Genomic DNA, 14,536 nt, shown 5'->3' on the forward strand with positions numbered 1-14,536 from the left:
ATGACAAGACCCGCTGTTTCGAGCGGGTCCGGTCGTTGATCCATCCTGACGGGTCAGCGGGTCGTGCGCAGACGTTCAACACTGGTGGCATAGCCGCGCAGGGTTGACTCGATAATGAGCTGTGCGGGCAGCACCTCCTTGATCAGGTCCGCCACCTCGCCGGCCCAGATCGCCCTGATACTCACATCATCGGCCGCCAGTGCTGCTTCATACTCAAGACGCAATTGATCGGCTGATGCAGCAAACGCCTGCTCCTCACCTACCCAACTGTCGGAAAATTTATTGGCGATCACTCGTCCGCTGTAGCCCTGCGGCCAGTCGATGCCGCGCACCTCATCGAAGATCCGGGTTCGCACCGTATCGCTCGCGACAGCCTGCACCAGGCGCTGTTTTACCCGTTCGGAAGGCAGTGCTTCCTGCGAAGCCAGAAAGCGCGTCCCCATCATCACGCCATCCATGCCGAGCGCAAGCGCAGCAGCCATGCCACGGCCATCGGCAATCCCGCCGGCACCGATAAGCACAACATCGTCACCCACCGCGTCGCGAACTGCCGGAAACAGCGGCAATGAAGCTCGGCGCAAACTGTGACCACCCGCCTCGGCGCCTTGCACGATCAGCGCATCGGCACCGGCGTCCAGCGCTTCTAGCGCCTGGTCGACGTCATGCACCTGAACGATGACTTTGGCGTTGGCCTGTTGAATGGGCCGGACGAAAGGACGTACATCGCCAAACGACAACGCAACCACTGCCGGGCGGTACTCGAGAGCCAGCTGAAGCAATTCGAACTGCCTCGCCACGGTAAACATGACCAGGCCCACACCCCATGGTTGCTGCACGTCGTGCATCATCTCCAGTTCACGCGCCATCCATTGCGGGTCGCCGTAACTGGCACCCACCAGACCAAGACCACCGGCCCGGGAAACCGCAGCCGCCAGACGCCCTCCGGACGCCCCGCCCATCGGTGCCAGAATCAGAGGATGTTCAATTTCAAGAAGAGAAGTCAGTGCTGTATTGATCGTGGCCATCGCTGATACCTGTGAAAAGCCGGGTGAATGTCAGACGAAGGCGACGTATACGCCGCCCTCCTCTGCAGTTAATGGATCAACCCGCTTTTTGTAGTGCAATTTCAGGGGTGATGTACTCGGCCACGTTATAGAGGTGATATTCCCAGGTACCGGTTTCCTTTAACCGCGAGTATCGCGACAGAAACTCTTTGTCGGTAAACAGCGACTCGAACTGACTGCGATCACTCCATTGCGCCTGATTGATGACGGTCTTGCCGTCCGTGCTCTTCATCAACCGGCTCCATTTGAACGCACTGTAAGTACGTGCGACATAACTGACCGTTTCTTCAAGAATCTCGATAGCCAGATCCTGAGCACCTTCATTGACCTGCACAACATTGATCAGATACACCGCCTTGTCATCGGTGACGGAGTGAGCATCGAACAATTCCATTTTCATAGTCAGTTCCATTTATAAAAAGAAGTATAAGAACACGTAGTCAAACCAGAAGCGGCGTTGAAGCCGCCGGTTTACCGTCTTGCCAGAGCAGCGGGGAAATCACCTCGGCCACTGCTGTTTTCTCGACCAGCCCGATAATGATCTCGTGAGTGCCGCAGGTCATTCGTTGGGCCACCGAGCAGAAAAGCGTCGCCTGGGCCGTGCGCAGATACGGCACTCCCTGGTCCTGCTGCCAGTCTCCGCTTTCAAACCGCGCAGGCCCGTTGACCGCGCCGCCAAACACGCTGACCAGTTCCGCCTGCCCGGTTTGCAACAGGTTGACCGAGAACTTTCCCCGCTCAAGCAAAGGCAGGTAAACGCTGGCGCTGTGATTGATGCACACCAGAATGGACGGCGGGTCACTGCATACCGAACTGACGGCAGTGGCTGCCATACCGTAAGGCGTGCCCTCATGTTCGGTTGCCACAAGGGTGACGGTCGACGTCAGGCGGCGCATGGCTTTCTTGAAGGCAGCGACATCCATGTCGGGAGACTCAAGTGCGCTGAGTCGAGTTTGAGGTTCAGGCACATTTGCGCGTGCTGCCAATCGGGAAGCCTGATTCATGGTCGTTCTCCCACGCTGACTTTTTCAGCGTCCGTCAGCCAGGGCTGGTCGTAACGATAGGTGCTGCGGGCATTCTCCAGTGTCGAGCCCGTGGATATGGCCTCGATAATGCTGCGCTCAGTCTGCTCGACCGCCTGAGCACGGCGTACAACCTCGGCGGCCAGTTGCTGTGGAATAACCACGCAACCACTGCCATCACAGACCAGAAGATCACCGGGCCGGACAGTAACCCCATCAATGACCACAGGCACTTGTACCGCTTTGAGTTGTGCGCGGTTCTTGGCTGACTGCATGAAACGGCCACGACTGAACAACGGATAGTTGCACCTGATAACGGTATCGATATCACGTGCCACGCCATCGATAACAGTGCCTTTGATGCCGTTGGCCAAGGCGAAGTGGGTCATGATATCGCCCCATACCGTGCAGTCATGACGCCCGGCGTTGGAGGAGACAATCACCGCGCCGCAAGGCACATGATCGATGTAGTTGGCAGCCCCTTTGAATGCCCTTGGCGTATCGACAGCTTCGTACTGCACGGTGAACGCAACACCGACACAACGAGTGCCCGGCACTTGCGAAACAATACCCGGCAGCCCTCCATTGATCCCGAGACTGTCCAGTGCATCAGACAGCGAAGCGGTATCCAGATGTTCACATGCGTCCAGCACGGTTTGCGTAATTGCCACCGGTTCAATATGCGCTGACATGACGTTCTCCCTGAGCTGAGGCCTGCCCGATGCGGTACCCGACAGAGCTGGCCTGCAACTCGATGCACTGCTGGACAATCGCTTCGCCCACCTGGTCAGTGGTGTGGGAACCGCCAAGGTCGTAACTGCGAACGCCAGATTGTGAAACCAGGCTGACGGCGTGAGTGATACATGCCGCCTGGGCCGGGTATCCCAGATGTTCCAGCATCAGTGCAATGGCCATGAACATCGCGCTGGGGTTGGCCTTGTTCAACCCTGCATGAGCAGGCGCACTGCCATGTACAGGTTCGAAGTAAGCACCTGAATTGCCAAAGTTGCCGCTGGGCGCAAAACCCAGGCCACCCATCACGCCAGCACCCAGATCGGAAAGGATGTCGCCGAACATGTTCTCGGCAACAATCACCCCGAAGCGTTCGGGCCGTTGCACCATCCACAAGGCAACCGCATCGACATTTTCGATAACACCGGTTATGTCCGGATAACGCTGTGCGATTTCTTCGAAGATACCCCGTGCAAACGCACTGCTGTGTCGCAGCACCATCGGCTTGTCGACAAACGTGACCCGGGTGAAGTTGTTCTTGCGCGCGTAATCGAATGCGTATTCAAAAATACGAGTCAAACCACTTCGCGTCTGCAGGCGCAACGTGACGGTCGCATCCTCCTGCCCTTCCCGCTGCCACGGCGCGCCAAGTGCTTCGCGCTCTTCAAGCAAGGGCACCAGCGCATCCGGGACATGCCCGAAGTCCAGCCCCGCATAAAGACCTTCGGTGTTTTCTCTGATCACGACAAAGCGAAATCTGTCTTCACCGGTCATGTCAGTAACCGGGCGTACATTTGCGTACAGGTCCAGATTCTGCCTGAGCTGAATGACCGGGCTGACATAGCGCCGGTTCCGGCCCTGAAGTGCCAGGGGCAGCTCTGCTTCCGCCTCTGCCAGCGGCTTGCTGGTTATTGCCCCCAGCAACGTTGCGTCACAGCTGGCCATGACTTCCCAGGTCTGGGCAGGAACCGTTTCACCCTCGCGCTTCCAGCATTCCCAGCCGATATCCGCCGGTATCAGATCAAACGGCAGGTGCAACGCTGCAATCACCGGAAACGCCGCTTCCATGACCTCAATGCCGATACCGTCGCCGGGCAGAATGCATATACGCTTGCGGGATATTTGGGCGGTCATAGCGCAACTCCTTTTACGCTTTGAGACAGGTCACTGAAGATATTCGACAACGCCGCTCGCGGAGCAAGGCGCGCCACTTTGTCCTGTTGATGCATGACCTCGATCGCTCGGTACTCGGAGGTCAGTTGAAACCGTTCAAGGGTGTCTGCCACCCGCTGACTGACATCGTAGGGGAAGTTGTAAGTGCCCAGAATGATATCCATCAGCGGGCTGGGCATATTGTTATGCGGTATCGAGTTGGCTGTGACAGCGGACAATTCGATCACCTTGACCAGGTCAAAACCGTGGCTGACGCCTATACGCTCCAGATAAGCCACCAGCATGCTCAAGTGAAGATTCCCGGCCCCTTTACCCATGCCGCAGATGGACGTGTCGATGTATTCAGCACCGGCCTCGATAGCCGCCGATGCATTCGCCAGCGCCAGCGACAGATTGTTATGGGCGTGAAACCCCAGTGGCACCATTAACCGGCTTGCGAGGCGACTGAACAGCCGGTGCACATCGACCGGCAGCATATGACCGTTGGAATCCGCACAACAGATGATGTCCGCACCGGCACCCTCCGCACGAGCGGCCGTATCGAGCACGGTTCCCGGCGTCTGCGATGTCACATGCGTTACATTGGCGCTGACACTGAAGCCGTGATCACGGGCCAGTGACAAGGTCGCCAGCCCTTCATCCAGTTGATCGCGGCGCAAACAGACACGAATCATCGAAACACCCTGCTCCTTGAGCATGGCGAAGTCATCTACCGTGATGTTTTTAGGGTGAACCATCACTGCCAGCTCAATACGTCCAGCGGCGGCCTGCGCAATGTTCTCAATAAAGCGTGCGCCTACATCACTGGTCAGCCCGTGCTCGCCCTTCGGCGCAAATGATCCCTTGCAGTAACCAATTTCACAGAGGTCGACGCCTGCATCCGCCAGGCCTGAAGTAATAGCCCGAGCCTGGTCTTCCGTGAAGTTGAAGTTGTTTCGATAACCACCGTCACGCAATGTAACGTCGAGAATCTTTATGTCGGCCATGAGAATCTCCGGCTGTCCTTAGGGTGTAAACAGGGTGCTTGAGATGATCTTGCCACTGCCTCTATTCTTGTAGTTATCCAACAGCGCCGCACCTGCAAACATTGCCGAGCCGACACCTGAACGTCTCGGAGTTTCGAATCATTAACTTCTTAACTCGGCATTGATCCTCGTCAAAATCGACCGCGTTGTAAATTGTCGATATTTAATCAGGGGATGTGAATTTTTTCACCGTCACCTTATGCGTCTGCCGAAATAAGGATTTCTGTCACTGGCCCGACTAGCGATAACAGCTTTCTACATAATTCATCGCGGCCTGAATGGAAGCCACCGCGCGCAAGTCTTCATGCACGCCCAGCCAGACATCGACCTCCAGCGGTGCCGACAGCTCTACCCGGCACAGACGAGAGTTCGCCTCTACCGCAAAACTTGGAAGCAAGGCAATGCCCACACCGGTTTCCGCAGCACGAATTTGCAGCTCTACTGTTTTGGCTTCCAGCACGAAGGGGCGTTCACCGACAATATTTCTGAGCCAACCGTTCTGACTGTCGCTCATCAGTTCATTGTCGTAGGCAATAAACTCATAGTGCTCCGGGTGCCGCTCCTCCAGATAAAAACGTGCGCAATAAAATGAAAATGAGGCGGTGCCGATACGTCGTGCGACGATGCCATTTTCAACCGGTCTGGAAAACCGTATGCACAAGTCAGACTGGCAACTGGATAACGACGAATACTGATGATCCCCCAACAAGCGCAGCACAATGCCGGGGGGCATGGCACGAAACGCCCCCAGTTGCGGCACCAGCTTCTCGACCGCCACCGAGGGCGGCGCGCTGATAGTCACTTCCACACCCTGCGCTACCTGCGCGGCAACAGCGAGGCGGCCAATGGCCTGGGTCTGCGCCTCGATCTGCCGCCCGATAGCCGCCAGACGCCGCCCTTCATCAGTCAACTCGTACAACCGCTTGCGACGGTCGACAAGCTTTACATTCAGGGATTTTTCCAGCGAAGCGATACGCCGCGAAACAGTAGCGTGTTCCACACCCAGCACCCTGGCAGCGCCACTCAAGGAACGGATGGCGGAAAACATCACGAAGTAATGCAAGTCCTCCCAGTCAAAACAGACTTTCGGTTTTCTGAACAGGTTATTAACGTCAAGGGAAACTGATCCATCCAATGGAGTCATTGTCATTCAAGTCATGTCCTTATACGGTTCGCGCGAATAAAAGTCTTCATTACGTATCGACGATGAGTAGCGGCAGACGTGCAGAACGATAAGGATAATGCTGATAACTTCCTCAGGCCCGAAGAGCGAGCGGGTGCCGCTGGGTAGTTTAGGTTATTAGCGGGTGGGTATTGCGGAGAGGGGTTCGGATGATTTGGGACGGGGGTGTCCGGAGTAGTTTCTTTGAATTATAACTAGCGGGATTAGTGCTTAGCCCACTCGCGGGGAGTATCAGTTTTTTTGTGTTCGGGCTGGTTAGGGCCTGCCGTCAGGCAGGCCCTTGTTTTACCAGCTCGGTCTGGTAAATCGGTCTCCGTACAGGATCGCAAATTGATTCATTGCCACTTTCCAGTCGTGTGCCGCATGACCCCAGTTGGCGGTGATGTTGCGCAACCCAAGCCATATCAGTTTCGTCGCGGCCTCATCGGTCGGGAAGTGCCCTCGAGTCTTGATGATCTTGCGTAACTGGGCATTGATGCTCTCGATGGCATTGGTCGTGTAAACCACTTTGCGGATGCCCGCCGGGAAAACAAAAAACGGTATAACCCGATCCCAGGCGCGACGCCATGCAGCAACCACAGTCGGATACTGCTTGCCCCAGGGGCCCGCTTCAAAGGCGTTAAGCTCTTGCTCAGCCACATCTGCATTGATCGCCTGGTAGATCGGCTTGAGTGCTTTGGCCAGTGCCCGACGTTTATCCCAAGCGGCATAGTCCAAGCTGTTGCGGATCAGATGCACGATGCAGGTTTGCAGCGTCGTGGCAGGAAAAACCGCCCCCAACGCCTCCGGTATTCCTTTGAGGCCATCCGTGACGGCGATCAGAACATCTTCAACGCCACGAGTCTTGAGGTCGTTGAACACCTTCATCCAAAACTTGGCACCCTCGGTGCTCTCGATCCATATACCCAGAATGTCGCGCGTGCCATCAGGTAATACCCCCAGCGCCAGATAAATAGCCTTGTTGCACACTAACCCCTCGTCCCGGATTTTGACCCGTAACGCATCGAAGAAGATCACCGGATACATCGGTTCCAAGGGTCGTTGCTGCCAAGTGCCCACCTCTTCCATGACCGCATCGGTGACTGAGCTGATGAAGTCATGGGACACGTTAGTTCCATACTGCTCAGATAGAAAAGCGCGGATCTCACGCACCGTCATGCCCCGGGCGTACATGGCAATTATCTTGTCGTCGAAGCCTGTAAAACGTCGTTCGTGCTTGGGAATCAGGATCGGGGCGAAGCTACCATCGCGGTCTCTGGGGATATCCAGGCGAAGCGGCCCGTCGTCGGTCAGAACCGTCTTGCTGCTTTTGCCATTACGCTGATTGGTCGACTCCTCAGGGCGCTCCGCGCCCTGAGGGTAACCAAGGTGGTGACCCAGCTCGGCGCCTAGCGCACGCTCGATCAGAGCCTTCTTGAACGCCATGGACGCGTCTTGAATGGCTTCGGCGCTCATCGGGCCTTTAACAAACTGCTCGATCAGCTCTTGGGGAATCGAGGGCAACTCCCTCGCTGTTGCATTGGCGGACTTCTTTTTGGTCGGCATACATGCACCTCTAGCTACATGTTATGCCCGAACACAAAATTTCTGACAGTCTCCACTCGCGCAACGTATTAATGACAGAGAACGCTTCAGGCTGCCGTACCTCCGGGTACGACAGCCTGAATTACTGTTATTGCCAGTTGCTCGCAATCACCACGTTCAATGATGCCTGGTAACTCTCGGACAACTTAAGTTCACCGGCAGCCGGCGGTGCAAAAGCCGCCATGGCTTCTACCAGTTGATCAACCTGCCCTCCCAGCAGGACCTTGCCATCGTCGGTGCGGAACTGCTCGATCTGCTGAGCCTTCTCCCAGCTGCCAGCGCCCCAGAACGACCATTTGGACACAGTCACTTTATCCTCCGTGCCGATGACACTGACCTCCAGATCCCAACCTTTCTTAGTAAACCACAGCTGATCGGCAGAGATACCGGCACCGAATTTAAGGACATCGGTGTTTGCATCAGGATCAAAATCATCGATCACATCCTGACCGTCGCCCCGTTCGAATTGGTAGAGATCGCTACCCCTTCCGCCGTCCAGCCGATCATTGCCGGTCCCACCTGTCAGAGTGTCGTTGCCCGCATCACCGTAAAGCTGGTCGTTACCTGCCCCTCCCGACAGGAAGTCGTTGCCGCCCAACCCGTGAAGTTCGTCGTTGCCATCCAGACCCGCCAACGAATCAGCCAGAGCGTCATTCCCATAGAGGACATCGTTGCCCTGACTGGCCGTACCGCTACTCATTGTTGCGATCACATCAGCCCCCCAGTTTGTTCCATCGGAGAACTGAATCTGCTCGACCTGGGTCGATGTATTGGAGAACCATCCAGACACCGTAAGCTTGTCGGCTGACCCTGCGATGCCTACATACAGATCATACGTACTGCGGCTGAGCTGGATATCGGCAGGCGTGAGACTGTCGGCGATCTTGATGACATCCAGATTGCCTGCAGAACTGTCGTAATCACTGATCCAGTCCTGCCCGGCTCCACGATAGAAAAGATAGGTGTCGTTACCAGCATCACCATAAAGGTTGTCATTGCCGGCGCCACCATCAAGGGTATCCGCACCTGCACCACCGTAAAGCGTGTCGTTGCCGGCACCGCCATTGAGCGTGTCATTACCCGACAGACCGTAAAGTGTATCGTCCCCCCCCCCAATCCGTTCAGGGTATCTGCGACAGATTCCTCCCCTTGCAGGACGTCGTTGCCTTCAGTTGCAACGCCTTTGACCATCGCGTTCAGGGCGGCTACATCCCAGAGTGTGCCATCCGCAAACTGAACCTGTTCAACCTGCGAATCGGCAGAATAAAACCAGTCACGAACCGTTATCTTGTCCGATGTACCGATAATCGCCAGCTCAAGATTGTTTCCTGCACGCGAAACCTTGATATCGGTTGAAACAATACCTGGTGCCAGTTTGATCGTGTCGATATTGCCAGCGGTCCAGTCGCGATCATAGATCACATCCTGACCGCCGCCACGCTGAAACAGATACGTGTCATTGCCGGAGCCGCCATAAAGCATGTCATTACCAGCGCCACCATCCAGCGTATCTAGCCCCATTCCGCCATCAAGCAAGTCATCGCCTGCGCCGCCCATCGAGCTGCTCACTGGTCTCGTCTCCATAGATTGTTTCTGCTCCTTCACTGGCCACGACCCGCGAAAGACGCTTGAGATCGCTAACCGACCAGACTGTCCCGTCAGCAAATTCGACTCGTTCAACCTGATAGCCGGAATCGGTATAACTGTAGATCTTCATCCAGTCAGTGGTGCCCTTTATGGAGAGATAAAGATCTGTGTTCTCTCTCCTCACGACGACATCGTCAGGAATAATGTCGGCAGCCACTTTAATGGTATCTGCATTACCAGCGGTCGTATCAAACTCGCTGATCGTGTCCTGACCCATCCCTCTGTAGAACAGATAAGTGTCATTGCCACGAGATCCCGTCAAGTAATCATTACCGGCACCACCGTCCAGGGTGTCATCGCCATCATCACCATAGAGAAAATCGTTACCTGCACCGCCGTTCAAAGTGTCGTTGCCTGCGCCTCCATACAAGGTGTCGTTACCCTCACCTCCACTCAACACGTCGTTGCCTTCTTCACCATACAACTTGTCGTTGCCATTGAGGCCATCGAGCACATCATCCCCGACATCGCCATACAAGGTATCCGCCGCATCACTGGCCACGCCACGAGTCATGGTTTTCAGGGTATCGATATCCCATACCGTCCCATCGGCAAACTCGACACGCTCCACCTGATAATTGATGTTATTGAAGAACGTGACCGACATTTTGTCAGTCGTTCCGTTTATCGAGAGATACAGGTAGGTACCATCGCGACTAACCGTCACATCGGCGGGCGCAATATCGGCTGCTACCTTGATCGTATCGATATTGCCAACTGTCCAGTCGAAATCAGTGACCGTGTCCTGCCCCATGCCTCGGTAGAAAAGATAAGTGTCATTGCCAGATTCGCCGTATAACCTGTCATTGCCTGCACCGCCATCCAATGTGTCATTGCCGGCGCCGCCATAGAGCGTGTCGTTGCCATCAAGCCCGTTGATGACATTCGCCTTTGCATCGCCCATGAGATAGTCACCGCCTTGAGTTCCAATAATAAATCCAGCCTTGCCACTGACTACAATGTCGAACACATCAGTTGCCACCGCTGCGGAAGAGTCAATAGCTGAAACTTTCACAGACACTGTTCCTTCGTTGTCGGGGGTGCCACTAAAAGTGCGAGTGGCCGCATCGAAAATCAGCCAGGCGGGAAGCGCCGAGCCATTAGCCAAGGTGGCTCGATAGCTCAGCTGATCTCCGGCGTCGACATCCACAAATGCACTCGCCGGCATTACATATTTGAGCGCCTGACCGCTCTCGATGCTCAGGTCGGCAACCGCGCTGACGAGTTGTGGAGCATCGTTCACATTGACTACCGTCAGGGTGAATACATCTGAAGTGGCTGCACCGGCTTTATCGGTCGCCGTGACGTTAATGATGTACACACCCACATCACTGTTTGTCGGAACACCGACGAAAGTTCGGGTTACCTCATCAAATTTCAACCAATCCGGCAAAACGGCCCCATTAGCGGTCGTCGCAAGCAGTTGCAAGGAGTCCCCGTTATCGGCATCTATAAACGCGTTGGCCGCCAGCGTCAGGACGAACCGGTTGTCTTCAGCAACGCTCTGGTCGGCAGTCGCGCTCACCACGGTTGGAGCACGATTGGCTTGGGTTGCCATTGTTGCGGTATTCCAGACCGTACCGTTAGCGAACTCGATGCGCTCGATACCGTGCCCATCGGTAGCGGTCCAGCCAGAAATGATTTGCTGGCCATCGTTCAGGCGCAACACCATGCCCTGTGCGGAATGATCGACTGCGACATCCCCTTCGTTAATGCCTGCCTCAAATACAATGGTGTCAACGCCCCCGCTGGAATCCAGACGTTCACTGATGATGTCATGCCCATCACCGATGCCGAAAACGTAACGGTCATTACCCTTCCCACCTTGCAGGAAGTCGTCGCCGGCAGCACCATACAAGCGGTTATCGTTGTCATTGCCGAACAGCTCATTGTCCTGTTGGTTGCCACTGCCGATCAAGGCTGAGCCGGACAAGGTAAGGATTTCGACATTCGTAGTGAGGGTGTAGTCAATCGTGGAGATAACGTTGTCATTACCGGCGTTGATACCCTCCAGAACAAAATCGCCTGCATTATCTACAAAGTACGTGTCATTCCCCATGCCACCGCTCATACGATCGGCACCTTGAGCGCCATCAAGACGGTTGTCTGCAGCGTTGCCCCGAAGAATATTGTTGTCGGTGTTGCCAGTGGCATTGATGTCGGCGTTACCCATAAGGGTCAGGTTCTCCAGATGGCTGGCCAACGTGAAAGAGACAGAGGAAAGGACCCTGTCAACCCCCTCTCCCTCCAACTCCACGACTCGATCGGAACCATCGTCGACCACATAGGTATCGTCCCCCAGGCCACCGATTAATACATCGGAGCCACCAGCGCCATCCAGGGTATTGTTTGCACTGTTGCCTACCAGACGGTTGGCCAATCGATTGCCGGTGCCATTGATCGCCGCGCTACCCTGCAACTGCAGAGACTCGACTTCATCACTCAGAACATGGCTGACGCTTGACTTGACCAGATCATAGCCACCCCCGACAACTTCCTTAATCACATCACCTTCGTTGTCGACGATGTAGGTATCATCTCCCGACCGCCCTTCAAGAACATCCGCGCCCGCCCCACCGTCGAGCGTATTGCCACCTGCATCACCGATCAGCAAATCGTCGGCAGCCGTGCCACTCAGCAGCACTTTAGGCTGTGCAACCGCCTCACCGAAAATGAAATTGGCAGCTGAAAGCTGGCTGGAAGTAATGCCTTTGAGGGTCAGGTATTGCGTACCGCTGGCCATTGTCCCCAGCCAGACTCTCAGATACTGCTCGCCATCGACCGTGACATCAGTGAAGTTCAACTCGGCAAAACCGTGTACGGCACGAATCTGCGATAGATCGATTTTCTCGTTGGGGTTGGTCACCTCGAAATCATCAATCAGGTTAGCCATGATGCCTTGTGAAGCACTCGCCCCGAGATCTTCAACCACGACAAAACGATCATTGCCTGCACCACCGCCTGCCGATGCACCTGTGTGCGAGGCTACGCCACCCAGGTTGATAGCGGGCGACAACAGAGTCATGCTCGCGTAGTCGGCAATGCCTTGATCACCTTCCAGATAAAGGACATCGTTGCCGGCATCACCGCCAAGATAATCCAGTCCGGCACCGCCGTAGAGCACGTCATCACCCGCTCCACCACGCACCACGTCGTTACCCTCACCGCCACTCAAGGTATCGTTGCCACCAGGAGTGGAGGCAGTCGAACTTTCACCTACCAAGACATCATCGCCCATGCCACCGAAGATCGCGTCAGCACCGGCGCCGCCAAACACACGCTCGCCGCCATCGTTAGCCCGATAAAGGAATCCATCGTTCGTATCCGGCAGGACACGTTCAATCACTGTGCCATCCAGCCCGAAACCAAAACCCGAGTACTTCGCCAACTGACTCAGAGTCACGCCTGCCGGTACATGAACGAAATTGCTCAAAGACAGTCCTTGAGACTGGACATTCTTGAGCAGCAGGATCTGACCATCCTCAAGTGTCAGTTGCGTATCAGCACCTTGCTGGGTAATGCCCATTGATGAATACACATTAGCAGTAAAACCGGACAAGACGATTCTGTCGGTACCAATGACGAAATCGGTAATCACGTCTGAGTCACCAGCTATTTTATCGATTACAAAATAGTCGGTATCGGCACCACCCGTAAGGGTGTCATTGCCCTGCCCTGCGATCAGCGTGTCGATTCCGGCACCACCAGACAGCAGGTCATTACCTCGACCACCCGATAGCTGGTTATTCGCATCGCTACCTGTCAGCGAGTCGCCGAACTCACCACCAATCAATTGCTCGATCTGATCCGGGTTAGTTATGGAAAGGCGAGCACCGGTGAACCGCCCCGGGTTTCTCGGAGACCCTTTTGTTTGAGTCATGCCACCTGGGCAGACTCGGTGAGTTGCTGATAATAGATTGCTTCTGCTTCGACCGGTGGAATATGACCGATTGGCTCCAGCAGGCGGCGGTGATTGAACCAGTCCACCCATTTCAGGGTTTCCAGCTCCACCGCCCCCCGTGTGGGCCAAGAGCGTCGATGAATCACTTCAGCCTTGTAAAGACCATTGATGGTCTCAGCCAAAGCATTGTCGTAAGAGTCACCGACACTCCCGACCGATGGCTCAATACCGGCTTCGACAAGACGCTCGGTATAGCGAATGGACACGTACTGCACGCCACGGTCACTGTGGTGAATGAGTCCACCCTGCTTGACTGGGCGACGGGCGTAAAGGGCTTGCTCCAGTGCATCGAGTACAAAATCGGTACGCGCTGAACTGGACACCTTCCAACCGACGATGAATCGGGCAAAGACATCAATGATGAAGGCCACGTAAACAAAACCCTGCCAGGTACTGACGTAGGTAAAGTCCGATACCCATAGGGCGTTCGGGCACTCAGCCACAAACTGACGGTTGACATGATCCTGCGGGCACGGCCTGGCTTGGTCGCTGACCGTCGTCTTGACGGGCTTGCCGCGTACCACGCCTTGCAGGCCCAGCTCTCCCATCAGACGTTGCACCGTACAGCGGGCGACTTGCAGTCCGTCACGCAGCAATTGTCGCCAGACCTTGCGCACGCCATATACCTGGAAGTGCTCATCCCAGACTCGCTGGATGTGCTCACCCAGTTCCTGGTCACGCTGCGCACGCGCTGACTGCTGGCTGGGGTCAGCCTGCTGAGCAGCGTACCGGTAGTACGTCGACGGGGCGATTGGCAACACCTTGCAAATCGGCTCGACCCCGTAAGACTGGCGGTTTTCATCAATAAACGTCTTCATCGTTTGAATGGGCGGTCGAGCTCCGCCTGGGCAAAATAGGCTGAGGCCTTACGCAAGATCTCGTTAGCTTGACGCAACTGACGGTTCTCACGCTCCAAGAGCTTGACTCGCTCACGTTCGACTGTGCTCAGCCCATCACGCTGGCCGCTGTTGCGCTCAGATTGGCGAACCCACAGCCGTAATGTCTCGGGCGTGCAGCCGATCTTGGGGGCAATGGCACTGATGGTGGCCCACTGCGACTCGTACTCAGGAAGGTGTTCGAAAACCATCCTGATGGCCCGCTCACGGACCTCTGGGGAATACTTCGGTAGTTTTTTCATCGCTCCA

At 55.6% G+C, this 14,536-nt stretch carries 11 protein-coding genes, 2 pseudogenes and 1 other annotated feature; all 13 genes and pseudogenes read right to left on the reverse strand.

Annotated elements, in window-relative coordinates:
• Nucleotides 1–53: 53 nt before the first annotated feature.
• Nucleotides 54–1,025 (reverse strand): NAD(P)H-dependent flavin oxidoreductase, encoded by a 972-nt coding sequence (locus AC4ANE_RS16145; protein ID WP_031596926.1) that lies wholly within the window; start codon nt 1,023–1,025, stop codon nt 54–56.
• 76 nt (nt 1,026–1,101) lie between these two features.
• Entirely contained in the window at nt 1,102–1,464 is a 363-nt protein-coding gene (locus AC4ANE_RS16150) for an antibiotic biosynthesis monooxygenase (RefSeq protein WP_005731728.1), read from the reverse strand.
• A gap of 40 nt (nt 1,465–1,504) precedes the next feature.
• A complete protein-coding gene (locus AC4ANE_RS16155) occupies nt 1,505–1,987 on the reverse strand; it encodes a flavin reductase family protein (RefSeq protein WP_031596924.1) in 483 nt (160 codons plus the stop codon).
• 77 nt (nt 1,988–2,064) lie between these two features.
• Complete coding sequence (locus tag AC4ANE_RS16160; protein WP_031596923.1) at nt 2,065–2,778, reverse strand: RraA family protein; 714 nt, start codon at nt 2,776–2,778, stop codon at nt 2,065–2,067.
• Nucleotides 2,762–3,952 (reverse strand): isocitrate/isopropylmalate dehydrogenase family protein, encoded by a 1,191-nt coding sequence (locus AC4ANE_RS16165; RefSeq protein WP_031596922.1) that lies wholly within the window; start codon nt 3,950–3,952, stop codon nt 2,762–2,764. The genes AC4ANE_RS16160 and AC4ANE_RS16165 overlap by 17 nt, the downstream gene beginning before the upstream one ends.
• The gene (locus AC4ANE_RS16170; RefSeq protein ID WP_031596921.1) at nt 3,949–4,977 is read right to left on the reverse strand and encodes a beta/alpha barrel domain-containing protein; all 1,029 of its coding nucleotides are present in this window, start codon (nt 4,975–4,977) and stop codon (nt 3,949–3,951) included. The genes AC4ANE_RS16165 and AC4ANE_RS16170 overlap by 4 nt, the downstream gene beginning before the upstream one ends.
• A gap of 277 nt (nt 4,978–5,254) precedes the next feature.
• Entirely contained in the window at nt 5,255–6,166 is a 912-nt protein-coding gene (locus AC4ANE_RS16175; protein WP_080718953.1) for a LysR family transcriptional regulator, read from the reverse strand.
• 318 nt (nt 6,167–6,484) lie between these two features.
• A complete protein-coding gene (locus tag AC4ANE_RS16180; RefSeq protein WP_054082596.1) occupies nt 6,485–7,744 on the reverse strand; it encodes an IS256-like element ISPsy17 family transposase in 1,260 nt (419 codons plus the stop codon).
• Nucleotides 7,745–7,871: 127 nt separating this feature from the next.
• The gene (locus tag AC4ANE_RS16185; RefSeq protein WP_178090254.1) at nt 7,872–8,573 is read right to left on the reverse strand and encodes a calcium-binding protein; all 702 of its coding nucleotides are present in this window, start codon (nt 8,571–8,573) and stop codon (nt 7,872–7,874) included.
• Between the two features lie 204 nt (nt 8,574–8,777).
• Nucleotides 8,778–8,924 (reverse strand): annotated as a pseudogene (locus tag AC4ANE_RS16190) (hypothetical protein); the annotation flags it as partial.
• Nucleotides 8,925–8,998: 74 nt separating this feature from the next.
• A pseudogene (locus tag AC4ANE_RS16195) lies at nt 8,999–9,367 on the reverse strand (calcium-binding protein); the annotation flags it as partial.
• The gene (locus AC4ANE_RS16200) at nt 9,321–13,310 is read right to left on the reverse strand and encodes a putative Ig domain-containing protein (RefSeq protein ID WP_460408401.1); all 3,990 of its coding nucleotides are present in this window, start codon (nt 13,308–13,310) and stop codon (nt 9,321–9,323) included. The pseudogene AC4ANE_RS16195 and the gene AC4ANE_RS16200, both read right to left, overlap by 47 nt.
• A protein-coding gene (locus AC4ANE_RS16205) for an IS3-like element IS51 family transposase (protein ID WP_095178853.1) occupies nt 13,307–14,529 on the reverse strand; the annotation gives its coding sequence in 2 pieces (ribosomal slippage) (nt 13,307–14,244 and nt 14,244–14,529; 1,224 coding nt in all). The genes AC4ANE_RS16200 and AC4ANE_RS16205 overlap by 4 nt, the downstream gene beginning before the upstream one ends.
• Nucleotides 14,135–14,251, reverse strand: a sequence feature (AL1L pseudoknot). (Overlaps the previous gene by 117 nt.)
• Nucleotides 14,530–14,536: the final 7 nt, after the last annotated feature.

Source organism: Pseudomonas sp. Pme6b, assembly GCF_058129925.1.